The organism is Nonomuraea sp. NPDC004354, assembly GCF_053602555.1.
Genome location: NZ_JBSGDV010000004.1, coordinates 39,820 through 62,129, shown reverse-complemented (window position 1 = coordinate 62,129; position 22,310 = coordinate 39,820). Strand labels below are relative to the sequence as shown.

Sequence of the window (22,310 nt, the reverse complement as noted above, 5' to 3'; positions counted from 1 at the left end):
CTCCCGTACGGCAGGCCAGGCCACGGCCACCGTCCCTCACCGGTGGCCGCCCGTCCGTCACGCGTGCTCCAGCGGGACTCCGGCGGGCCGTGCGGACGAGGCGAGGTCAGGGCCGATAGGTGCCGAAGAACCAGAGGTTGCCCTCGGGGTCCTTGCACGCGTACTCCCTGGACCCGTAGGGCTGGTCCGTCAGCTCCATGGTGACGACGGCGCCCGCGGCCACCGCCTTGTCGTGGTGCGCGTCGGGGTCGTCGACGGCGACGTAGACGCCCGGACCGCCGGGCGTGCCCCGCCCGAGCATGATGATGTCGTCGCCGACCAGGATCTCGGCGTGGTCCTTCATCACCTCGTGCGGCTCGAACCCGAAGGCCGCGGTCAGGAAGCCGACGGCGGCCTGGACGTCCTGGTAGCGGGCGAGCGCGAAAACGGTTCTCGTCATGAGAACGAGTCTGTGCCCGCGCCCGCCGGGTGTCTTGGACGAATCTGACCGGGCGTGGCGCCGGCCATCGCGCGGAACTCCCGGTTCATGTGGGGCTGGTCGTAGAAGCCGCACGCCGCCGCCACGCGGGCGAGGTCGGCTCCCGAGCGGAGCAGGCTCATCGCCCGCTCGAAGCGGATCACCCTGGCCGCCGCCTTCGGGGTCAGGCCCACGTGGTCGCGGAAGCGGGCCACGAGGTGGCGGTGGCTCCAGCCGAGCGATCCCGCCAGCCCTGTGACGCCGGCCGTTCCCGACGACTCGACCAGGCGATCCCACGCCCACACCACGCGGGGGTCGGGCGGCGGGGCGGCCAGGATGCGGGCCCGCAGCAGCGCCTCGGCGGCCGCGAGACGGCCGGGCCACGAGGCGAGCTCGCCGAGCCTTTCGACCGCCGCAGGACCCCACGCGGGCAGCAGGTCGTCGATCGGCACCACGAGGTTCGCCAGCCCGCTCATCGGCACGCCGAACAGGCGGCGCGCCCCGAACGGGGTGAGCAGGACCTCCACGCCCTCCGTCGGCGCGGTCATCCTGGTCACGGTGTAGCGGTCGCCGAGGCCGCCCACGAACGAGGTGAGGCGCGCGCCGTCGACCTCCATGGCGGCGCCGAAGGCGAGGATCAGCACCACGCCGGGCGTCGCCACCTCGGTGCGGGTCACCGGATGGTCGTAGCGTTCGCTGTAGGCCCACATCCGCGTGACGTAGGGGCGCAGGGCCGGGCCGGGTGTGCGCTCGATCGCGGTGAGACCCGGCACCGCCGGGGCGCGGCCGGCCGCCGTCCCGTCCATGCCCCGACCATACCCGGCCGTCCCGGCGTTCGCCCTTCCCCCGGAGGCGCGGGGCCCCCGGGGGAAGAGAACGTCAGAGGCCGGTGTGGCGGGCCAGGAAGGTCAGCTGGTCGGCGGCCAGGTCGACGGTCCTGCTCACCGACCGGGCGCCGTGCCCCACCTCGGTCTCGTTGCGCAGCAGGATCGGCGCGTCACCCGCCTGGGCCTGCTGCAGCGCCGCGCACATCTTCCACGCGTGCAGCGGGTGCACCCTGGTGTCGGACTGGAAGACGGTGAACAGCGTCGCCGGGTAGGTGACGCCCTCGCGCACGTGGTGGTAGGGCGAGTAGGCCCACAGCCAGGGGAACTCCGCCGGATCCTCGGCCGAGCCGTACTCGACGTTCCACGTGGCGCCGAGCCCGAACAGCTCGTAGCGGATCATGTCGAGCAGCGGCGCCGAGCACGCCACGGCCGCGTAGAGGTCGGGCCGCTGGGTGAGGGCGGCGCCGACCAGCAGGCCGCCGTTGGACCCGCCCGAGATGGCCAGCTGCGCGGAGGTGGTGACGCCGGTGGCGATCAGGTGCTCGGCGGCGGCGTGGAAGTCGTCGAAGACGTTCTGCTTGTTGGCGAGCATGCCGGCGCGGTGCCAGTCCTCGCCCTCCTCACCGCCGCCGCGCAGGCCCGCGATCGCGTAGACGCCGCCCGCCTCGACCCAGGTCAGGATGGAGGCGGAGTAGCCGGGCGTCATCGAGATGCCGAAGCCGCCGTAGCCGTTCAGGATCGTCGGGCGCGGCCCCTCGCGGTCGACCGGCTCGATCACCAGCATGTGGACCTCGGTGCCGTCCTTGGACCGGTAGACCACCTGCGAGGTCTTGACCGGCGGCACCTCGACCGCGCCGGGGGAGGCGGCCCACAACGTGGTCTCGCCGGTGCGGGCGTCGTAGCGCTGGATGGTCGGCGGCGTGGTGTTGTCGGTGTAGCCGAACCACGCCTCGTGGCCGCCCTCGGGCCGCTCGGAGATCCCGCCGATCGTGCCGAGGCCGGGGGTGGGCACCTCGCCGATCCGCTCGCCGCTCGCCAGGTCGTGCACGGTGATCTCGCTGATCGCGTGACGGGTCCAGCCGACCAGCATGACCGGCCGCTCGAGGTCGTCGAGGATGGCGAAGTCGGTCAGCACCGCCTCGGGGTCCTCGGGGATGAGGTCGGTCCAGACCGACGGGGCGGCCGGGTCGGCGACGCAGACCCGCGCGCGCGGCGCGTCGCGGTCGGTGTGGACGTACAGGCGCCCGTCGCGGCCGAAGACCAGCCCGGTCTGGGCGTCGACGCCCTCCTGGACCACGGTCAGCTCGGGCCGCTCGGCGGGGGAGGCGGTCAGGTCGGCCACCCACAGGTCGTTGCGCGGCGCCGTGCCCTCGGCGGCGGAGATCTGCAGCCAGCGGCCGTCGCGGGAGACCGACACGCCGTAGTAGTTGGTCATCTTCATGCCGTCGCCGAAGATCATCACGTCGTCCTCCGTGGAGGTGCCGACGCGGTGCAGGTAGACGCGGCGGTGGAACTGCGACTCGCCCTCGGGCACCTCGGTGCTCGGCAGGCGGCGCACGTAGTAGAACGCCTCGCCGCCGGGCAGCCAGGCGACGGGGGAGTAGCGGCACCGGTCGATCGGGCCCTCGACCCGCCGGCCCGTCGCCACGTCGACGATGTAGAGCGAGGACTCCTCGTCGCCGCCGACCGAGATCTGGTACGCCAGCAGGCGCCCCTCCTTGTCGGGCTGCACCGCGTCGAGCGTGGTCAGCCCCGAGGAGTCGATGGCCATCGGGTCGATGAGCGCGCGCTCGGTGCCGTCGGCGTCGACGGCGTAGTAGACGGCGTGCTCCTGGTCAGGTGTGCGCCGGGAGAAGAAGTGGCGCTCGCCCCGCCACACGGGCACGCCCACCGAGCCGGACCGGAGCAGCTCGGCGATGCGCTCCTTGAACCGCTGCGGCTGGACCTGCGACCGGAACAGTTCCTCCTGCGCCAGCAGCCAGCCCTTCACCTCCGGATCGTCGGAGTCCTCGAGCCATCGGTAGGGGTCGGGCACGGGCGTGCCGTGCAGGTTCTCGACGACGTCGTCTCGGCGAGCTGCTGGGTACATGTCTGAACCCTACCTGTGACGCGTAAAGCCCGAGTAGACCGGGCATATATGACATCGCGCGTCCCTTTGGTCATCAGTAATGGGTGGCGGGGGCATGCCGTAAACGCCAGACTTGGTGAAGGACGGTGCCGTGGTGACCATCCGTTGGACCGTCCGGCGGAGGTCCACGTGACGGAAGCGACCGGGTCCCAGGAGGGACCGCCAACAGGGGTCATGGCCCCTCTGATACCCCTGCGTCGGGGGGTGGCCCCCTGATGCGCCAAGTACTCCTGCTCAACGCCACCTACGAGCCACTGACCACGCTGTCGCTGCACCGAGCAGTCGTGCTGGTGCTGAGGGAGAAGGCCGACGTCGTCCATCGTGACGGCAGGGGAGCGGTGCTGCGCTCCGCCACCTGTACGGTGGACGTCCCGTCGGTGATCAGGCTCCGAAGATATGTCCGTATTCCCTACCGGTCTCGCATCCCCCTGACACGGGCGGCGCTCATGCGTCGTGACGACTTCCGCTGCGCCTACTGCGGGCAGCGGGCCGAGACCATCGACCACGTCATCCCCCGTTCGCGGGGCGGCACCCACACGTGGGAGAACTGCGTCGCCTCGTGCATGCCGTGCAACCACAGGAAGGCCGACAAGTTCCTGGAGGAGCTGGGGTGGACGCTGCGCGTCGCCCCCGCGGTGCCAAGGGGCGCCCACTGGCGGCTCATCGGCGCCCAGCTCGTCGGCGATCCCCAGTGGGCGCCCTACCTGTCCGAGACGGCGGCCTAGCGGCGGCGCGCCGCCGGCTCAGCGTCGCGTGGCCTGCTCGGCCAGAGTGTGGATCCCGTAGAGCAGGCCACCGGCGAGGTCGCCGGCGCTGAAGGCGGTGGCCATCGACATGGCGGCCAGCCTGCACGCCCCGTCGGACAGCCGCCGCCTGGCGTTCTCGCCCGTGACGATCTCCAGGCCGCGGCCCTCGGGGTCGACGAGGATGAGCACCGCGTCAGGCGACTCCTCTCCCATCGCGGCGTGCAGGCGCTCGGCGAAGTGGCGCCTGCCGTCCGCGGAGGCGCCGAGGAAGGCGCTGAAGCGCAGCCCGCTGCGCCGTTCGGCGTGCTGCAGCGCCGTGCGGACGTCGTCGGCCTGGGCGGGGGTGAGCGTGCGCATCGCCGTCACCACCCCGCCGAGGCGCCGCCGACGCCTCTGGCCGGCTCGGCGGTCTCGGCCTCGCCCACCCAGTCGACCTCGGGCGCGGGCGCCCAGTGGGCCCTGCGGTCGGCGAGCACCAGCCCCGAGGTGCTGACACCGTGCTCGCTGTGCCCGGGGCCGCCCAGCCACACGACGCCGGGGGGCTCCCCCTTGGCCGTCCTGGACGGCAGCATGACCACCAGGCTGATCAGCAGAAACAGCCCGAGCGAGGTTCCGACGAGGAAACCGAAGATCTCCAGCGCGCTGTCCACACCTCGACGGTAAACCCGCCGCGACGCGCGGACCAGCCCCGTCACCAGACGGGCGGTCTCCGCCTGCCCCAGAAGCCGCCCCGGGCCGCCTCGACCTGCGCCGACAGCGAGATCAGCGTGCCCTCGCCGCCCACCCGTCCCGCCAGCATGACGCCGATCGGCAGGCCGTCGGCGTTCCAGTGCAGCGGGAGGTTGACGGCGGGCTGCCCGCTCACGTTGTAGACCGGCGGGAAGGGGGCGAAGCGCTTCATCCGCTCGAAGGTCTCCTCCGGGTCGCCGCCGTCCTCGAACCAGCCGACGGGGACGGGCGGCTGCATGACCGTGGGCGTGAGCACCGCGTCGTAGGGGTCGGTCGCCATCAGCGCCATGCGCGTGGCCAGCTGCAGCGACGACTGCGCCTGCAGGAACGCGGGCGCCGGTACGGCGAAGCCGCGCTCGCGCAGCCACGCCGTCAGCGGGCGCAGCAGGTCCTGCCGGTCGAGCGCGACCGGGTGCATGCAGGCGAAGGTGAACCACATCGTGACGAACTGCGGTACCAGGTCGGGCCCGAACGGCGAGGCGATGTCGACGATCTCGTGCCCGAGACCCTCCAGGGTCTTGCTCGCCGCCTCGTAGGCGGCCAGCACGTCGGGGTGCACCTCGGCCCCCTCCACGACGGGAGTCGCGTAGCGCGCGATCCGCAGGCGGCCGGGCTCCATGGCCGCGCACTCGAGGAAGGTGCCCTCGTGCGGCGGGGCGAGGTAGAGGTCACCTGGGTTGTTGTGCGCCATCACGTCCAGCAGCGCCGCGGCGTCGGCCACGGTCCTGGCGATCGGCCCGTTGGTCGACAGCCCCGCCAGGTCCGGGATGATCGGGGCGAAGCTGATGCGGCCCCGCGTCGGCTTGATGCCGAACAGGCCGCAGACCGACGAGGGGATCCTGATCGACCCCGCGCCGTCGCTGCCGTGCGCGGCGGGCGCCAGCCCCGCCGCCACCGCGGCCGCCGCGCCGCCGCTCGACCCGCCCGCCGAGCGTGACAGGTCCCACGGCGTACGGCTGGGCGGCGACACGGCGGTCTCGGTGTAGCACGGCAGGCCGAACTCGGGCGTCGCGGTCTTGCCCAGCATGACGGTGCCGGCGTCGCGCAGCCGCTCCACGACCGTGTCGTCGACGGGCGCGACGAAGTCCTCGTAGGTCGCCGAGCCGAACCTGATCGGCACGTCCTTGACCAGGTTGAGATCCTTGATCGGGATCGGCACGCCGTACAGGGGGCCGCGCGGCTCGGTGAGCGCGCGCGCCTGGGCGAGCGCGCGCTCGGCCGTCACCGTGACATAGGCGCCGACCTGCGGGTCGATCCGCTCGATGCGCTCGAGGTAGTGTTCAACGATCTCAACTGGTGAGATTTCCCGGCGCCTGACGGCTTCCGCCTGCTCACGAGCGGTGAGATCATGTATGTGCGCCACGAACCGCAGAGTAGGCCGAGTTGTCTAGAGAAGAAAAGAGGTAGATACCCCGAATTCCGGTGGTAAACGCGGTGACGTGGGCCATAAAACTATGGACGCGCCAGCAGTAGGCACCGGCCGGGCCCTCGGCTACCGTTTGTAGCGTGGACTCCGCTAAGCAGCGCGAAGACGGTAACACTACGTCACCGATCTGGGTGAGTGACAGGCCTGCCGACGACGAGGGCACCGCCGCCGACCACTCCACACCCACCTCAACGTACGCGCCGGTCGAGCGCGCTTCCCTGCTCAGCCTGCTCCAGCAGCCCCGATTCCGGCATCTGGGCGTCCGCGTCCTGATCGCCGTGGCCGCCGGCGTGGTGGTGGGCTTCCTCGCCGCCGACGTGCGCGTGGGCATCACCGCGGCCGTCCTCGCCGCGATCGCCGACACGGTCTACCGCGCCAGGTCGCACTCCACGGTGCCCGCGTGGCGGCGCTCCTCGGTCGCCGAGCGCAGGACCGAGGCGCAGCTGAAGCGGCTGGAGCGCAGCGGCTACCGCACCCTCCACGCCAGGGCGATCCCCGGCAGCGAGGCGCAGATCGACCATCTGGTCATCGGCCCGACGGGCGTCTACGCGGTCGACTCGGAGAAGTGGGACAAGCGCCTGCCGGTGCGCGTGCAGATGGGCAAGAAGCTCTTCCACGGGCCCTTCGACATGAAGCCGCGCCTCACCGAGGCCAAGTGGGAGGCGACGCAGGCCAGCGAGCTGATCAGCAAGTCCTACGGCCGTGAGGTCACGGTCGTGGCGTCGCTGGCGATCTACGGCCCGCCCGTCCCCTGGAAGATCATGACGATCCGCGACGTGGACGTCTACGAGGGCGGCCGGGCGCGCAAGTGGATCACCAAGCGGGAGCGCGCCCTCACCGACGAGGAGATCGAGCGGCTGTACCAGATCGCCGCCCAGGTGCTGCCGCCCCGCTACGGCGAGGGCTAGCGGGGCCGGCTGGAGCAAAGCCGCCGCACGCCGTGCGGCGGCTTTCGCATGGGCGGGTGGCTGTCCGGCCCGTGGACGCGCGTCTCAGTCACCGAGCGAGGGTCGTACCATGTGAAGACTCGCTAGTCGATGGGAGAAGCGCACATGCCCGCCCTCAGGTCTCGTACGGTCACGCACGGCAGGAACATGGTCGGCGCCCGGGCCCTGCTCCGGGCGACCGGTGTAGCCGGCAGCGACTTCGGCAAGCCCATCATCGCGGTGGCCAACAGCTTCACCCAGTTCGTGCCGGGTCACGTGCACCTGCGCGAGGTCGGCGAGGTCGTCGCCGGCGCGATCAGGGAGGCGGGGGCGATCCCGCGCGAGTTCAACACGATCGCCGTCGACGACGGCATCGCCATGGGCCACGGCGGCATGCTCTACTCCCTGCCCAGCCGGGAGCTGATCGCCGACGCCGTGGAGTACATGGTGAACGCGCACTGCGCCGACGCCCTGATCTGCGTCTCCAACTGCGACAAGATCACGCCCGGCATGCTGCTGGCCGCCTTCAGGCTGAACATTCCGACGATCTTCGTCTCCGGCGGGCCGATGGAGGCGGGCAAGACGCCCGGCCGCAAGCTCGACCTGGTCGACCCGATGATCGCCGCGGCCGACGCGTCCGTCTCCGACGAGGAGCTCCTGGAGATGGAGGAGAACGCCTGCCCGACCTGCGGCTCCTGCTCGGGCATGTTCACCGCCAACTCCATGAACTGCCTGGCCGAGGCGATGGGCCTGGCGCTCCCCGGCAACGGCACCATCCTGGCCACGCACAAGGCGCGCAAGAGGCTCTTCGAGGACGCCGGTCGCCGCGTGGTCGAACTCGCCAAGCGCTACTACGACGGCGACGACGAGACGGTGCTGCCGCGCGCGATCGCCACCAAGGACTCCTTCGAGAACGCCATGGCGCTCGACGTGGCCATGGGCGGCTCCACCAACACGATCCTGCACATCCTGGCGGCCGCCCGCGAGGCCCAGGTCGACTTCGGGCTCAAGGAGATCAACGAGATCTCCCTGCGGGTGCCGTGCCTGTGCAAGGTCGCCCCGGCCACGAACAAGTACCACATCGAGGACGTCCACCGGGCCGGCGGCATCCCCGGCATCCTGGGGCAGCTCGACCGGGCGGGCCTGCTTCACCGCGACGTGCACACCGTCAACGGCGGCACGCTCGGCGAGGTCATCGCCGCCTGGGACCCCGCCTCGGAGACCGTGCTGCCCGAGGCCGTCGAGCTGTGGCACGCCGCGCCGGGCAACGTCCGCACCGTCAAGCCGTACTCCCAGGACAACCGCTGGGACTCCCTCGACCTCGACCGGGCCGAGGGCTGCATCCGCGACCGGGAGCACGCCTACAGCAAGGACGGCGGCCTGGCCGTCCTCTACGGCAACATCTCCCGCGACGGCGCCGTGGTGAAGACCGCGGGCGTCGACGAGTCGATCTGGAGGTTCACCGGACCGGCCGTGGTGTTCGAGTCGCAGGAGGATGCCGTCGAAGGCATCCTCGGCGGCAGGGTCAAGGAGGGCGACGTGGTCGTCATCCGCTACGAGGGCCCGAAGGGCGGCCCCGGCATGCAGGAGATGCTGTACCCGACCTCCTTCCTCAAGGGCAAGGGGCTCGGCAAGGCGTGCGCGCTGGTCACCGACGGGCGTTTCTCCGGCGGCACCTCGGGCCTGTCCATCGGCCACGCCTCCCCGGAGGCGGCGGAGGGCGGCGCGATCGCGCTGGTGGAAGACGGCGACCTCATCGAGATCGACATCCCCAACCGGCTCCTGGAGCTGCGGGTGCCGGAGGCCGAGCTGGCCCAGCGGCGCGAGCGGCTGCTGGCCGACCTGGGCGGCTATCGCCCGCGCGAGCGTCAGCGGCCGGTGAGCGTGGCGCTGCAGGCCTACGCCGCGATGACGACGTCCGCCTCGACGGGCGCCTCCCGGGACCTGTCCCAGCTGTCGCGCTGACGCGCCTCCCGAACGGCCCGCGCCTTCTCGTGGGCGTCGCGACACCTCCGGATGAGGGGAACGCGGTGGGCTACCGCCGCCCCCCGAATTCCCAGTCGTGGACCGCGATGTCGGCGTAGCGGTCCACGGCCAGGACGGCGCGTGCCGCATCCGGGTCCGGCGCCCGGACCAGCAGCGCCGTACCCAGCCAGGTGGTGCCGTCGTCGGACAGCGGCGGCCCGTACGCGATCAGCTCGTCCCGGTCGGGCGGCGGGACGAGGTCGGCGGTCTGCCCGCAGCCGAGGCCCAGCGCCAGATACCGGTTGCCGCCGTCCCGGCCGCAGGGGAAGTCCCACATGGTGCGCCCCAGCACGTTGCGCCAGCGACGCAACACCACGTCCCGGTACACACCGGCCTGGTAGTCGGGCTCGTCGAAGACGAACGCGCGCCCCGGCGGCATCCGGCAGGTCGACGATGTGCACGCTTCATCCGGATGCCGATAGCCGTACACTCTTTCGAAAATTGTCGGTGCCGTCCCGTACTCTCGGGGTATGACGACAGTCGTGAAGTCCTCCACGCGACCCCTGACGACCGCCGAGATCGCCGCCCTCGCCCTCTCCCTGGCGCACCTGGGATCGGGCCCGCAGGCCGTCACCGCGCGCCGCGGCCTGCGTCACGCGTTCGAGCACCTGGAGCTCGACGACGACGTCATCGCCACCACCCTCGCGACGCTCACCGATCCGCTGCCCGTGGAGGTGGCCTCCCGAGCCAGGGTGATCGCCGAGGCGATCACCAGCAGGCTCGTCATCCGCATCCACTACCGCGACGCCGGGGGCCACGTCACGATCCGTGACGTCGACCCGGTGACCTGCCTGGTCCACCGCGAATACTGGTACCTGGTCGGCGTGTGCCGGCTGCGTCGCGGGATCAGGGCGTTCCGGTTCGACCGCATCATCGCGGTGGAGCCGACGCTGACCCCCGCCCGGCCGCACCTCGCCGAACGATTCCTGCCGTTCCAGCGGCGCAAAGCCGCCTGACCCTGTCCCCCGCCCCACGGCGGCGGGGGATGCCGTCCCACCGCGGTCTCCCGTCCCACGGCGGCGGGGGACGCCATCCCGCCGCGGTCTCCCGGCCCCTCCCGGGGCGGGAGGCCGCGGCGCCCGGTTTCCCCGTGTCGAAGGGGGGCGGGGGCCGCCGCGCGCTTCGTGTCCTCGCCGCGAACCGCGATACCGTTCCCCGTGTGATGCGGAGCGACGGGGCCGAGACGTTCCTGACCGATGAGCGGCTGGGTTCCTGCCGCGTGACCTTGTGTCCGATCACCGGCGACGACCAACGCGAGTTCCTCGACCTGGTCCACGCCAGCGCGGACCTGCACCGGCCGTGGATGGCACTGCCCACCACGCCGCAGGAGTTCCAGACCTATCTGCGGCGGTTCGACGACCCGGCGGCCGCCGAGGGACTGCTGGTCCGCGTGCGGGACACCGGCGCCGTCGCGGGCACCGTCAACATCAACAGCATCATCCGCGGACGCTTCCAGTGCGGCTCCCTCGGCTACGCGGCCTTCGCTCCCTCCGCCGGCCAGGGATACATGTCCGAAGGGCTCGGCCTGGTGCTGCGGTACGCGTTCGAGCACCTGCGACTCCACCGGCTGGAGGCCAACATCCAGCCGGACAACCAGGCTTCCCTGAAGCTCGTCCGGCGGCTCGGCTTCCGCATGGAGGGCTACTCACCCGACCTGCTGTTCATCGACGGAGCCTGGCGCGACCACGAGCGGTGGGCCATCACCAGCACCATGACGGGCCATGCCCCCACCGGCCCGCACCCGACCCTGCCCCTCCGCTGACAACCCCCCGGCCTGAGGGCGGGACCCGCTCCGGTCCCACGCCGTCGCCGTCCGGGACCTTGGGCGGCCCTTGACCTTCGGCAGCCACTGGCCTTGCCGGACGGCTGGCAGGCTCCCTGCATGCGTTTACGGGGCATCGTGCTCGTCGCCGTGCCGGCGATCCTCGCCGGCGGGTGCGCGCACGCCGACGCCGCGCCGTCGGCTCCTGCGCATCGGGCGGCGGAGACCGCGCCCTCCGCCGCCGAGCGCGATGCCGTCGAGCGCGATGCGGCCGAGCGCGACGCGGCCGGGTCGGCGCTGCCCGAGCAGACGCGGCGCAGGCTGGACCGCTCGCTCACCGCCTACCTCGCCGGCCGCCCCGGCCGGTGCGCGGTGGCCGTCCATGACCGGACCACCGGCATCCGGTACGCCTTCCACGAGGACGAGCCGTTCCCGCTGGCCAGCGTCGTGAAGGTGGACATCCTGCTCGCTCTCCTGCTGCGCGCCCAGAGCCAGGCGCGCGAGCTGACGGCCCGGGAACGGCGGCACGCCGACCGGATGATCAGACAGAGCGACAACGCCAGCGCCGAACGCCTGTACACCGCCATCGGCGGGCCGCGCGGCCTGGCCAGAGTCCTGTACGGGCTCGGCATCTCCCACACGATGCCCGGCTACAGCTGGGGCATGACCCTGAGCAGGCCGTCCGACCAGGTGAAGGTGCTCGACCGGCTGACCGGCCCGGCAGGACCGCTGGCGACCGGCCACCGCCGCTACGCGCTCGAGCTGATGTCGTCGGTCGTTCCCGCGCAGGCGTGGGGTGTCGGCGCGGCGGCGGGGCGGGGCCGGGTGGCGCTGAAGAACGGCTGGCTGCCCGTCGGCCTGCACGACGGCGGGTGCACCGTCAACAGCGTCGGCCGGCTCGCGCTGCCCGGCCACGACCTGCTCGTCGCGGTGCTGTCGGAGCGCAGCCCCGCCATGGACACGGGGGTCGAGACCGTCGAGCGGGTGGCCACGCTGGCCGTTCGCGCGTTCACGGGTGTCGAGTCGCCCGCATAGCGCGCCCCGGCGGGCGGCCGAGAGCGGTCAGGAGCAGCAGCCGCCGCCGCAGCACCCGCCGCCGCCACCCGAGGGTGCGGTGGCGCCGCCGGTCACGGCGACCGTGGACAGCAGCTTGACCGTGTCGGTGTGGCCCTCGGGGCAGGCCGCGGGGTCGCCGGAGGCCGACATCGGGCGGGTGAGCTCGAACGTGGAACCGCAGGCGCGGCAGCGGAAGTCGTAACGCGGCATGGCTCTAGCGTACGGGGTCGAGCACGACGAAGGCGTAGTCGGACACCGGCTCGTAGCCGATGCTCTGGTAGATGGCGTTGCTGGTGGGGTTGCTCAGGTCGGTGAACAGCACGGTCATCGTGCACCGCTCGGCGAGCGCCACCTGGCTGGCGTAGGCGGTGACGGCGGAGCCGTACCCGCGGCGGCGGCTCGACGGCGGCGTGTAGACGGGCCCGATCCTGCACATTCCCGCCGCCTCCGGCGAGATGCCCGCGAACGAGACGGGCACGTCGCCGTCGATCCAGAGCAGCATGTCGCCCTGCTCGATGCGACGGTGGGTGCGCTCGGCCAGGTCGTCGCCGACGCGCAGGCCCGCCTCGACGGCGAAGGCCTCGTACCAGTTCACCACCAGGGGGAAGTCGCCCAGGGTGGCGCGGCGCCCGTGACCGGTCACCTCCGGGACGGCCAGCGTGCCGAGCCGGTAGAGCCGCTCGTTGCGGCGGGGGGCGCGCTCGGTGGCTCCGGAGGCGTCGAGGAAGGCGTCGACCAGGTCGGCGGGCCCGGACACCTCCGGCGTCTCGACGCCGCGTGCGCGCAGCTCCCGGGCCAGCGGCGGCACCGCGGCCAGCGGCATGCGCGCCAGGTAGAGGGGGTGCGGAGCGGTACGGAACATCGCCCCGCTGACCTCGCCGTCCTCGCTCCACCACCCGAACAGGTGCCGATCGCCCCACATGCCCATGCGCGTCCCCGCCAGGACGGTGAGCGGAACGGTGTTGGCCGCCGGGTCCGCCTTCAGGAAGGCCTCGGCGTGCGCGGCGTACTCGGCGGCGTCAGACGAGAAGTTCCACATGATCGTGGATCATGCCAGATCGTCGCAGGCCCTGAGCAGGCCGGCCACGTGCGCGCTCACGTCGCGCAGGAGCGTGGACGGCTCCAGCGGTGTTCCCGCGATGGCGGAGACGAGCGACGGCAGCCCGGGGATCGGGAAGCCGTCGTCGACCAGCGCGCGGGCGCCCACCTCGTTCTTGTCCAGGGCCAGGCGGCTGCGCTCCCACGCGTCGAGCACCTCCTCCGGGGAGGGGACGCCGAAGCCGTGGCCGACGGGAGCGGCGTGGCGCAGCCGTACCAGCGGGGTCTCGGCGAACGCCAGCGCGGTGCGGGCCCGCACGTGCAGGTCCTCCTTCGCCTTCGGATCGATCCAGTCCATCGCCGAGCACGGGTTGCGGCAGGTGGCCACGCACACGGCCAGCGCGCCGGCCACCTGGCTGTGCTGCCGGTCGAAGTAGGCGCGCCAGCCCTCCGGCGGTTCGCCCGCCACCCGCAGCGTGCGGTTGGTGGCCGACTGCTCCGACTTGGTGTGGTCGCACTCCCTGTCGCCGATCACCCCGAACCTGCTGCCGGGCACGGTCAGCCCCTCCGGCCAGCGCGCGGGGTCGCCCGCGTGACCCAGCTGCGACTCGAAGGCCAGCAGCGGCAGGTACTCGCTGGTGATGTGCACGGCGGCGATCATCGGGCTCAGCTCGCGGCGGAACCACCTGATGGCGATGACCTCCAGCAGCAGGCCGTACGCGGGGCGCAGCGAGTCGAGCGCCCCTCTCGGCTGCTCGCGCGGGGTCTGCGGCATGTGGCAGTCGCGCGCCCTGCGGCGCAGATCGCTCGGTACGGCGGGCGCGCCCACCGCGAAGTCCTCGGCGTCCAGCGAGAGCAGGCGCTGGCCGAACTCGCAGACCTCGGCGATCTCCTCGGTCGGGGCCAGCGCGCCGAGGTCGGCGAACGCGTAACGATTGGCCAGCGCGACGAGCAGATCACGAGTCGTTTCCACGTGATCACTCTCTCATGGGGTCGGCGGATGACAGGATCCGGAGGGTCGGGGACCCACGCCATCCACCCAACACCACCGCCGTGGCCGTCATCAAACCGGGCCCGGCCGCCGGTGTGCGGCGACGCCGTCAGGGACAGGGCGCCTTGATGCACTGGATGTCGCCGCCCGGCCCGGTCTGCGGGTCCGGTGTGGGCGGGTCGACGGTCGGCTCGGTGGTGGGCTCCTGCGGCTCGGCGGGCTTCGTCGGCTCCTGCGTCGGCGCGGCGGTCGGCTCGCGGGTCGGCTCGGCGGGCGGTGTGACCGGCGGTGTGACGGGGACGCTCGGCACGGACGAGGGCGGTGGCGCGGTGGCCGCCTGGTCGGGGCTGGGCGTGGGCCTGACCTTGCCGCCGACCGGGGGCACCCGGCCGGGCTCCTGCTTGATCGGCACCCGGGCCTGGATCGTGCGTCCCCCGACCGGCTCGGCCACGGGCAGCTCCTGCCGCACCCCGCCCGCGGGGACCGGCTGCCGGAACCATGTCCACCCGACGGCTGCCACCGCCGCGGCGAGGGCGGCCAGGGTGGCGCCCGTTATCACCAGCGCCCGCCGGCGACCGCGGCGTGGCCGGTCGGCGGGGAGCGTGCGGAGGTCGGCGCCGGGCTCGGCACCGGGCTCGGCACCGGGGACGGCGGCTCCCGGCGCCCCCGCGCCCGCGGGTGGCGCCGCGGGCTCGGCGTCCTGGCCCCGGCCGCTGACCGGGCTGAGGTCGTCCATCGGGTGGGCGGCGGCGTGCCTGGCGGCGGAGGCCATGTCGGTGGCGCAGGCCCAGCGCATGGCCGGGTCCTTCTCCAGCGCCCACATGACCAGCGCGCGCGACGCGGGAGGCACGTCGTCGGGCAGCGGCGGCACGGCGGCCCTGAGGTGCTTGAAGATGATCTGGACGGGGGTCTCGCCGTCGAAGGGCAGCCTGCCGGTCAGGCACTGGTAGGCCACCACGCCGAGGGCGTAGACGTCGACGGCGGGGGTGATGTCGCCCGCCGAGGCCTGCTCGGGAGCGCAGTAGCCGGCCGAGCACATCACGGTGCCGGTCGCGGTCAGCTGGCCGCCGGAGGCGGAGTGGGCGATGCCGAAGTCGGTGAGGGTGACGCTGCCGTCCGCCTTGATCATCAGGTTGGCGGGCTTGACGTCGCGGTGCACGATGCCGCGCTCGTGGGCCGCGGCCAGGGCGTCGGCCACCTCGGCGACCAGCCGCATGGTCTCGTCGGCCGTGAGCGCCGAGCGGCGCAGCAGCCGGTCGAGCGACTCGCCGTCGACGTACTCCATCACCAGGAAGCTCACCCGGCGCCCGTCGCCGAGCTCGCAGGTGCCGTAGTCGTAGACGTCGACCACGCCGGGGTGGGTGAGCGTGGCCATCGCCCTGGCCTCGTTCTGGAAGCGCTGGGCGAAGCGCGGGTCCTCCATGAGCGCCGGCAGGAGGACCTTCACCGCGACGGTACGGCCGAGCACGTCGTCGTCGGCACGCCAGACCTCGCCCATGCCGCCACCACCCAGCCTGGACAGCAGACGGTAGCGGCCGCTGAGTCTGGTCCCGGGTTCGAGCACCAGTCGAGGCTAACACCGCAGGTCCCGCGGCATCCGGGAAACGAGCGAGGGGGTGGGACGTCGCACCGGGAACGGACGCCGCATACCCCACCAGATGCCGTCGAACCAGGGCGGCGCCCTCCAAGGGGAAGGGCGCCGCTGCGGAGAGGCGGCGGTCAGAAGGCGCCGCCGGTGGGGGCGACGTGTGTGGTCAGCCGGTGGCGCGGCCCGTGTCGCCGAGGGAGACGAGCAGGCGGCGCAGCAGCACGGTCAGGTGGTCGCGGTCGGCCGCGGTCAGGCCGGACAGCAGGCGGTTCTCGTTGGCGATGTGGTGCTCGACGACCTCGTTGACCACGGCGAAACCCTGATCGGTCAGCGAGATCAGCACGCGGCGCCGGTGCGCGGGGTCGACCTCGCGGTGGACCAGGCCCTTGGCCACGAGGTGGTCGACCCGGTTGGTGAGGGCCGCGGAGCTCACCATCGCCGCCGCGCTCAGGTCGCCCGCGCAGAGCAGGTACGGCGGGCCGGAGCGCAGCAGCGTGGCCAGCACGTCGAACTCCCAGGGCTGCAGGCCGTGCTCCTCGAAGAGGTCCTTGACGCCGCGTTCGATCAGCCGCGAGGCTCGTGACAGCCGCCCCACGACGCCTATGGGGGAGGCGTCGAGGTCGGGCCTGGCCTGCCGCCACTCCTGGATGATCACGTCCACCTCGTCCTCTGGGGCGCTCTCGCTCATGGCTCACATCCTTGTCGGGGTTTCCGCAGCCTAACATTTCCACATCGAAGCGTTTGACAGTGGCGAGGGTCGAGCCTTAAGTTTTCGACATCGAAATTTTTGATGGAGGTCTGACATGCGTGTTCTGATCATCGGTGCGAGCGGCTACCTGGGCACGGCCATCTCCGAGCGGCTGGCGGAGCGGGGCCACGAGATCGTCGAGCTCACCCGCCCCACTTCCGTGGGGTCCGGGCGGGGGAACGAGCGCCGCGTCGGCGACATGACGGATCCCGCCTCGCTCACCGCGGCCGTGACGCCCGACATCGACGCCGTGATCAACCTGGCCGGACCCACCGGTGACGCCGCCGTCGACGCCGCCGCGATCACCGCCCTGACCGAGCCGCTGCGCGGTACCGGGCGGGCCTTCGTCTACACCAGCGGCGTGTGGGTGCTCGGCGCGACCGGGGCCGGGACCGCCGACGAGCGGACGCCGGTCAACCCGCTGCCGATCGTGGGCTACCGCCCGGACATCGAGCGTCAGGTGCTCGCGGCCGCGGCCGACGGCGTACGCGCAACCGTGATCCGTCCCGGCATCGTGCACGGCCGCGGCGGCGGCATCCCCGCCCTGCTGGTGAGCCTCGCCGCCAAGCACGGCGCGCCCAGGTTCGTCGGCGACGAGTCGGTGCGCTGGCCGATGGTGCACGTCGACGACCTCGCCGACCTGTTCGCGCTGGTGGTCGAGAAGGCGGACCCCGGGACGCTCTGGCACGGCGTGACCGAGAACGCGGTGCCCGTCACGGATCTGGCCGCCGCCGCGGGACGCGCGGCCGGGCTCACCGCCGCGCCCGAGAGCTGGCCGCTGGAGCAGGCCGGTGCGGAGCTCGGCCGGCTGTTCGCCGACGCCCTGGCGCTCGACCAGTCCGTCGCCGGTCAGGCTGCGCGCGACACGCTCGGCTGGACGCCCGAGCGCCCCGGCGCGGTCGCCGACATCCAGGACGGCTCCTACCGCTGACCCCGCCCGTGAACGCGACCGGGCGCCCCTCGAGAGCCGAGGGGCGCCCGTCACATCGGCGGGTGCCTCATGTCAGCCGCCCCGCAGGGGCGGCCGCGCGGCCGGTCAGCCGCGCGCGGAGGCGTCCTTGGCGCGGGCCCGCAGGGCGCGGCTCACGCCGTCGGCACCCTCCATGACCATCCTGCGCAGCGCCTGGGGAGCGCCGGACGAGGCGAGGTAGTCGTCGGCCGCCTGGACCGTCCCCTGCTCGATCAGCAGCGAGGGGAAGCACCCCACGGAGAAGCTCTGCGCCATGTCGAACGTCCACTCGTCGTAGATCCGCCCGACCTCGGCGAAGTACTTCTCCTTGTACGGCGCGAGCAACTCCACGTGGTGCGGGTCCTGGAACCCGGCGATCGTCGTCCTGAAGATCGCGTTGGCCAGCTTGCCGCCGGTGATCGCCGCCCACGCCTCCGCCTTGGCCTCGGCGGTCGGGATGGCCGCCTTGCACAGGGCGGCCGAGCGCTCGCCCGAGGCGGTGGCGTCGCGCTGCAGCTCCGCCTCGATGTCGGCGGCGCCGAGCACGCCGCCGCTGACCAGCGCGTGCGTCAGCGTCCAGCGCAGGTCGGCGTCGACGGCCAGGCCCTCGGGCACCGACGTGCCGTCCAGGATGCCCTTGACGAAGGCCAGGTCCTCGCTCGAGGTGGCCACCGCGCAGAAGGCGTTGACGTAGGCGAGCTGGTGGTCGGAACCGGCCTCGGCCGAGGCGATCCACGACTTCAGCGCCGCGGCGAGCTGGGCCAGGCCCTCGGCCTGCCAGGCCGGGTCGGCGTACTGCTGCACGGCCTGGCGGGCCTGGCGCAGCACGGTCTGCACGACCGTGATGTCCTTGACGGTCGAGATGCCGGAGATGACCAGCTTGACGTAGTCGCGGGTGGCCATCTCGGCGTCACGCGTCATGTCCCAGGCCGCCGACCAGCACAGCGCGCGCGGCAGCGACTCGGTGAAGCGCGTGATGCCACCGTCGACCAGCGTGGCCAGGGAGCGCTCGTCGAGCCGCACCTTGGCGTAGGTGAGGTCGTCGTCGTTGACGAGCACCAGGTCGGGCTGGACCTCGCCGACCAGCTCGGCGACGGCCGTGCGCGCGCCGACCACGTCGAGCTCGACCCGCCTGGTCCTGGTCAGCTCGCCGTCGACCAGGGAGTACAGGCCGATCGCGACGCGGTGCGACCGCAGCGTCGGGTACTCGGCCGGCGCCTCCTGCAGCACCTCGAAGCGGGTGAAGCGGCCCTCGGCGTCCACCTCGAACGAGGGGCGCAGCGTGTTGACCCAGGAGGTCTCCAGCCACTCCTTCGACCACGACGACAGGTCGCGGCCGCTGGTCCGCTCCAGCGCGGTGAGCAGGTCCTTGAGCTCGGTGTTGCCCCAGGCGTGCTCGGAGAAGTAGTCGCGGACGCCGGCCAGGAAGTTGTCGAGGCCGACGTAGGCCACCAGCTGCTTGAGCACCGAGGCGCCCTTGGCGTACGTGATGCCGTCGAAGTTGACCTCGACCGCCTGCATGTCGGGGATGTCGGCGGCGATCGGGTGGGTGGAGGGCAGCTGGTCCTGGCGGTAGGCCCAGGCCTTCTCCACGTTCGCGAACGTGGTCCACGCGCCGTTGCCCCAGCGGGTGGCCTCCGACTGGCACAGCACGGAGGCGTAGGTGGCGAACGACTCGTTCAGCCACAGGTCGTCCCACCAGCGCATGGTGACCAGGTCGCCGAACCACATGTGCGCCATCTCGTGCAGGATCGTCTCCGCGCGGCGCTCGATGATGGCGTCGGTGACGCGGGAGCGGAAGACGTAGTCCTCCAGGAAGGTCACGCAGCCGGCGTTCTCCATCGCGCCCGCGTTGAACTCCGGGACGAACAGCTGGTCGTACTTGCCGAACGGGTAGCGGACGCCGAAGACCTTGTGGAAGAAGTCGAAGCCCTGACGGGTGACCTCGAAGATGTTGTCCGGGTCGAGGTGCTCGGCCAGCGAGGCGCGGCAGTAGATGCCCAGCGGGATGCCGTCGTGCTCGGAGGTCACCTTGTGGTAGCCGCCGGCCACCAGCGCGGTGATGTAGGTGGAGATGCGCGCGGTGGGCGCGAAGTGATGGCGCCTGGCCGCCCGCATCGTGCCGTGGCGGCCCTTGTGCTCCTCCAGCTCCTCGACGGAGTCGGCGGCGCTGTTGGAGACGACCTCCCAGTCGGCCGGGGCCAGCACGGTCAGCTCGAAGGCCGCCTTCAGGTCGGGCTGGTCGAAGCAGGCGTACATGCGGTGCGCGTCGGCCGTCTCGAACTGCGTGTGCAGGTAGACCTTCTGGTCCACGGGGTCGACGAACCGGTGCAGACCCTCGCCCGTACGCATGTAGGCGCAGTCGGCGTCGATCGTCAGCTCGTTGTCGGCGGCCAAGCCGGACAGCGGGAAGCGTCCCTTGTCGGCGTCGTAGGCGGACACGTCGAGCGCCACGCCGTTGAGCTCGACCGAGCGCAGGTGGGCGCCGTGCAGGTCGATGAACGTCGTCGCGCCTGGTTCCGCGGCGGAGAAGCGAACGGTCGTGACGCTCTCGAACCGCTCCTCACCCTCCGTCAGGTCGAGTTTGACGTCGTACGACTCGACCTTCAACAGCCGGGCCCGCTCGCGAGCTTCGTCACGGGTCAGGTTGCCTGCCAAGATCCGCTCCTCTTCACCACATCTTTGGGGTTATGTCTGAATCCTGTCACGTCAGGAATAGTCCTGACTCTCACTCAGGTTATGGCCGACGGCAAGGTCATCACGACTGAGGGAACCCCCACCATGGCTGAACGAACCCCTGTAGACCTCTGGTTCGACCCGTTCTGTCCCTTCGCTTGGATCACTTCCCGCTGGTTGCTGGAAGTCGAGAAGGTCCGGCCGATCGAACCCCGCTGGCACATCATGAGCCTGAACGTCCTCAACGAGGACAAGGACATCCCCGACGAGTACCGCCAGATGATCGCCGCGGCGATCGGCCCTGTCCGGGTCGTGGCGGCCGCCGCGGAGAAGTACGGTCAGCACGTGGTGGGTCCGCTGTACACCGAGCTCGGCACCCGCTTCCACAACGAGGGCCGGCCCAAGGAGGGCCCCACCATCAGGGACACGCTCGTCGACGCCCTGGAGGCCGCGGGCCTCGACCGGGAGGTGGCCGACGCGATGGACTCCGGTGACTACGACGAGGCCATCAGGGAGTCGCACTTCCGCGGCATGGACCTGGTGGGCCAGGAGGTCGGCACCCCCGTCATCCAGGTCGAGGGCGTGGCCTTCTTCGGGCCCGTCCTGACGAAGATCCTGCGGGGCGAGGACGCGGGCAGGCTCTGGGACGGCGTCCGCGCCGTCGCCGGCTTCGAGGACTTCTTCGAGCTCAAGCGGACCCGCACCAAGCGGCCCGTCTTCGACTAGTCACGAGATCTCCGACATGTCCCCCTAACTCTGCGCGCTAAGCCGTACTCTCAGGGGAGTCAAGGTTCTCGCTTTGTGACCTTCGGCACGCAAGGATGGGGGACATGCGTCATCTCTATATCAACGGGGCCTGGACGGCCTCGGTCTCGGGAGAAGGAATCGACGTCGTCAACCCCGCGACAGAGGAGACGATCGATACCGTTCCGGCCGGCGCACCGGATGACGCAGAGGCCGCGGTCCTGTTCGCCCGCGCCGCCTTCCCCGACTGGTCGGCCACCGCGCCCGCCGAGCGAGGCAAGCTGCTGGCCGCGGCCGCCGGCCTGCTGCAGGAGCGCGCCGAGAGCGTCGCCAGGACGATCGCCACCGACATGGGCGCGCCGTACGGCTTCGCGCTGAAGGTGCAGACGCTGATGCCCGCGGGCGTGCTGGCCTCCTACGCGCAGCTGGCCGAGAGCCACCCCCGCGAGAGCAGGATCGGCAACTCGCTCGTGGTCAAGGAGCCCGCCGGCGTGGTGGCCGCGATCACGCCGTGGAACTACCCGCTCCACCAGATCATCTGCAAGGTCGCGCCCGCGCTGGCGGCCGGCTGCACGGTCGTGCTCAAGCCGAGCGAGGTGGCCCCGCTGGCCGCCTACGCGCTGGCCGAGATCTTCGACGAGATCGGCCTGCCGCGCGGCGTGTTCAACCTGCTCAGCGGCAGGGGCCCGGTGGTCGGCGAGGCGCTGGTCACCCACCCCGAGGTCGACATGGTCTCCTTCACCGGGTCCACGAAGGCGGGCCGCCGCGTGGCCGCGCTGGCGGCCGAGAGCGTCAAGCGGGTCGCGCTGGAGCTCGGCGGCAAGTCGGCCAACCTGATCCTGCCCGACGCCGACCTGGCCGTCGCCGTCAAGGCGGGCGTCGCCAACGCCTTCGTCAACGCCGGGCAGACCTGCTCGGCGTGGTCGCGGATGATCGTCCACCGCGACCAGTACGACCAGGCGGTGGGCCTGGCCGTCGAGGCCGCCCGCAAGTACACCGTCGGCGACCCCTTCGACGGGGCCACCAGGATCGGCCCGCTGGTCTCGGCCGCCCAGCGCGACCGCGTGGTCCGCTACATCAACACGGGGCAGGAGGAGGGCGCCCGCCTCATCATCGGCGGCACCGAGCGCCCCCTGGAGCGCGGCTACTACGTCGAGCCGACCATCTTCGCCGGCGTGGAGCCGGGGATGACGATCGAGCAGGAGGAGATCTTCGGTCCGGTCCTGTCGATCATCCCCTACACCACCGAGGAGCAGGCCGTGCAGATCGCCGACGGCACCCGCTACGGCCTGGCCGGCGCCGTGTGGGCGGGCACGCAGGAACGGGCCGTCGCGGTGGCCAGGCGGCTGCGCACCGGCCAGGTGTCGATCAACGGCGGCCAGTTCAACCCGCAGGCGCCCTTCGGCGGCTACAAGCACTCCGGCATCGGCAGGGAGCTGGGCGAGCACGGGCTCGAGGAGTACTTCGAGATCAAGTCGCTCCAGCTCTGAGCCG

The 22,310-nt window shown here is 72.0% G+C and carries 22 protein-coding genes; 9 read left to right on the top strand and 13 right to left on the bottom strand.

Annotation, left to right across the window (positions count from 1 at the left end):
* Positions 1-106: 106 nt before the first annotated feature.
* The 3 genes from ACWENQ_RS15025 to ACWENQ_RS15015 all read right to left on the bottom strand — a co-directional run bounded on the left by ACWENQ_RS15025 (position 107) and on the right by ACWENQ_RS15015 (position 3,373).
* A complete protein-coding gene (locus ACWENQ_RS15025; RefSeq protein ID WP_449919586.1) occupies positions 107-439 on the bottom strand; it encodes a VOC family protein in 333 nt (110 codons plus the stop codon).
* Positions 436-1,263 (bottom strand): helix-turn-helix domain-containing protein, encoded by an 828-nt coding sequence (locus ACWENQ_RS15020; protein WP_449919588.1) that lies wholly within the window; start codon positions 1,261-1,263, stop codon positions 436-438. Before ACWENQ_RS15020 ends, ACWENQ_RS15025 begins: the two co-directional genes overlap by 4 nt.
* 73 nt (positions 1,264-1,336) lie before the next feature.
* Complete coding sequence (locus ACWENQ_RS15015) at positions 1,337-3,373, bottom strand: prolyl oligopeptidase family serine peptidase (RefSeq protein ID WP_452414587.1); 2,037 nt, start codon at positions 3,371-3,373, stop codon at positions 1,337-1,339.
* Positions 3,374-3,627: 254 nt separating this feature from the next.
* On the opposite strand from ACWENQ_RS15015, the gene ACWENQ_RS15010 reads away from it, so the two are divergent.
* The gene (locus tag ACWENQ_RS15010; RefSeq protein ID WP_354914927.1) at positions 3,628-4,137 is read left to right on the top strand and encodes an HNH endonuclease; all 510 of its coding nucleotides are present in this window, start codon (positions 3,628-3,630) and stop codon (positions 4,135-4,137) included.
* An 18-nt stretch (positions 4,138-4,155) separates the two neighbouring features.
* Here the strand turns inward: ACWENQ_RS15010 and ACWENQ_RS15005 are convergent, their stop codons facing one another.
* Genes ACWENQ_RS15005 through ACWENQ_RS14995 form a run of 3 tightly spaced genes read right to left on the bottom strand, consistent with a single transcriptional unit; the run spans position 4,156 to position 6,250 of the window.
* On the bottom strand, positions 4,156-4,515 hold the full coding sequence (locus tag ACWENQ_RS15005; protein WP_452414585.1) for a DUF5130 family protein: 360 nt from the start codon (positions 4,513-4,515) through the stop codon (positions 4,156-4,158).
* Between the two features lie 5 nt (positions 4,516-4,520).
* Positions 4,521-4,808, bottom strand: a complete 288-nt coding sequence (locus ACWENQ_RS15000; protein ID WP_452414584.1) for a hypothetical protein — start codon at positions 4,806-4,808, stop codon at positions 4,521-4,523.
* A 41-nt stretch (positions 4,809-4,849) separates the two neighbouring features.
* Positions 4,850-6,250 carry an amidase gene (locus ACWENQ_RS14995; RefSeq protein ID WP_452414583.1) on the bottom strand — a complete coding sequence of 467 codons (1,401 nt, stop codon included), beginning with the start codon at positions 6,248-6,250 and terminating at the stop codon, positions 4,850-4,852.
* A 194-nt stretch (positions 6,251-6,444) separates the two neighbouring features.
* Here ACWENQ_RS14995 and ACWENQ_RS14990 point away from each other — a divergent pair, with 194 nt between their 5' ends.
* Positions 6,445-7,221, top strand: coding sequence for a nuclease-related domain-containing protein (locus ACWENQ_RS14990; RefSeq protein WP_449919602.1), 777 nt, complete (start codon positions 6,445-6,447; stop codon positions 7,219-7,221).
* A 144-nt stretch (positions 7,222-7,365) separates the two neighbouring features.
* Positions 7,366-9,204: a dihydroxy-acid dehydratase gene (ilvD, locus tag ACWENQ_RS14985; RefSeq protein ID WP_449919605.1), complete on the top strand. Its 1,839-nt coding sequence runs from the start codon at positions 7,366-7,368 to the stop codon at positions 9,202-9,204.
* Positions 9,205-9,274: 70 nt separating this feature from the next.
* Here ilvD and ACWENQ_RS14980 read toward each other — a convergent pair whose 3' ends face one another.
* Positions 9,275-9,643, bottom strand: a complete 369-nt coding sequence (locus tag ACWENQ_RS14980) for a hypothetical protein (protein ID WP_452414581.1) — start codon at positions 9,641-9,643, stop codon at positions 9,275-9,277.
* A 91-nt stretch (positions 9,644-9,734) separates the two neighbouring features.
* Here ACWENQ_RS14980 and ACWENQ_RS14975 point away from each other — a divergent pair, with 91 nt between their 5' ends.
* The 3 genes from ACWENQ_RS14975 to ACWENQ_RS14965 all read left to right on the top strand — a co-directional run bounded on the left by ACWENQ_RS14975 (position 9,735) and on the right by ACWENQ_RS14965 (position 12,061).
* Positions 9,735-10,220, top strand: coding sequence for a helix-turn-helix transcriptional regulator (locus ACWENQ_RS14975; protein WP_354914909.1), 486 nt, complete (start codon positions 9,735-9,737; stop codon positions 10,218-10,220).
* Between the two features lie 206 nt (positions 10,221-10,426).
* Positions 10,427-11,026, top strand: a complete 600-nt coding sequence (locus ACWENQ_RS14970; RefSeq protein WP_452415016.1) for a GNAT family N-acetyltransferase — start codon at positions 10,427-10,429, stop codon at positions 11,024-11,026.
* A 120-nt stretch (positions 11,027-11,146) separates the two neighbouring features.
* Positions 11,147-12,061, top strand: coding sequence for a serine hydrolase (locus ACWENQ_RS14965; RefSeq protein WP_452414580.1), 915 nt, complete (start codon positions 11,147-11,149; stop codon positions 12,059-12,061).
* Between the two features lie 27 nt (positions 12,062-12,088).
* Here ACWENQ_RS14965 and ACWENQ_RS14960 read toward each other — a convergent pair whose 3' ends face one another.
* The 5 genes from ACWENQ_RS14960 to ACWENQ_RS14940 form a co-directional block, all read right to left on the bottom strand.
* A complete protein-coding gene (locus ACWENQ_RS14960) occupies positions 12,089-12,292 on the bottom strand; it encodes an FmdB family zinc ribbon protein (RefSeq protein ID WP_354914905.1) in 204 nt (67 codons plus the stop codon).
* A gap of 4 nt (positions 12,293-12,296) precedes the next feature.
* Positions 12,297-13,121: a GNAT family N-acetyltransferase gene (locus ACWENQ_RS14955; RefSeq protein ID WP_449919614.1), complete on the bottom strand. Its 825-nt coding sequence runs from the start codon at positions 13,119-13,121 to the stop codon at positions 12,297-12,299.
* Between the two features lie 9 nt (positions 13,122-13,130).
* Positions 13,131-14,093, bottom strand: a complete 963-nt coding sequence (locus tag ACWENQ_RS14950) for a hypothetical protein (RefSeq protein ID WP_354914901.1) — start codon at positions 14,091-14,093, stop codon at positions 13,131-13,133.
* A 127-nt stretch (positions 14,094-14,220) separates the two neighbouring features.
* Positions 14,221-15,675 (bottom strand): serine/threonine-protein kinase, encoded by a 1,455-nt coding sequence (locus ACWENQ_RS14945; protein ID WP_452414579.1) that lies wholly within the window; start codon positions 15,673-15,675, stop codon positions 14,221-14,223.
* A 190-nt stretch (positions 15,676-15,865) separates the two neighbouring features.
* On the bottom strand, positions 15,866-16,387 hold the full coding sequence (locus ACWENQ_RS14940) for a MarR family winged helix-turn-helix transcriptional regulator (protein ID WP_452414577.1): 522 nt from the start codon (positions 16,385-16,387) through the stop codon (positions 15,866-15,868).
* A gap of 115 nt (positions 16,388-16,502) precedes the next feature.
* Between ACWENQ_RS14940 and ACWENQ_RS14935 the strand changes: the two genes are divergently transcribed.
* Positions 16,503-17,378, top strand: a complete 876-nt coding sequence (locus ACWENQ_RS14935) for an NAD-dependent epimerase/dehydratase family protein (RefSeq protein WP_452414575.1) — start codon at positions 16,503-16,505, stop codon at positions 17,376-17,378.
* A 105-nt stretch (positions 17,379-17,483) separates the two neighbouring features.
* Here the strand turns inward: ACWENQ_RS14935 and pepN are convergent, their stop codons facing one another.
* A complete protein-coding gene (gene pepN, locus ACWENQ_RS14930; protein ID WP_452414573.1) occupies positions 17,484-20,054 on the bottom strand; it encodes an aminopeptidase N in 2,571 nt (856 codons plus the stop codon).
* Between the two features lie 81 nt (positions 20,055-20,135).
* Here pepN and ACWENQ_RS14925 point away from each other — a divergent pair, with 81 nt between their 5' ends.
* The gene (locus ACWENQ_RS14925) at positions 20,136-20,798 is read left to right on the top strand and encodes a mycothiol-dependent nitroreductase Rv2466c family protein (RefSeq protein WP_452414571.1); all 663 of its coding nucleotides are present in this window, start codon (positions 20,136-20,138) and stop codon (positions 20,796-20,798) included.
* Between the two features lie 104 nt (positions 20,799-20,902).
* Positions 20,903-22,306, top strand: coding sequence for an aldehyde dehydrogenase family protein (locus ACWENQ_RS14920; RefSeq protein ID WP_452414569.1), 1,404 nt, complete (start codon positions 20,903-20,905; stop codon positions 22,304-22,306).
* Positions 22,307-22,310 lie beyond the last annotated feature (4 nt).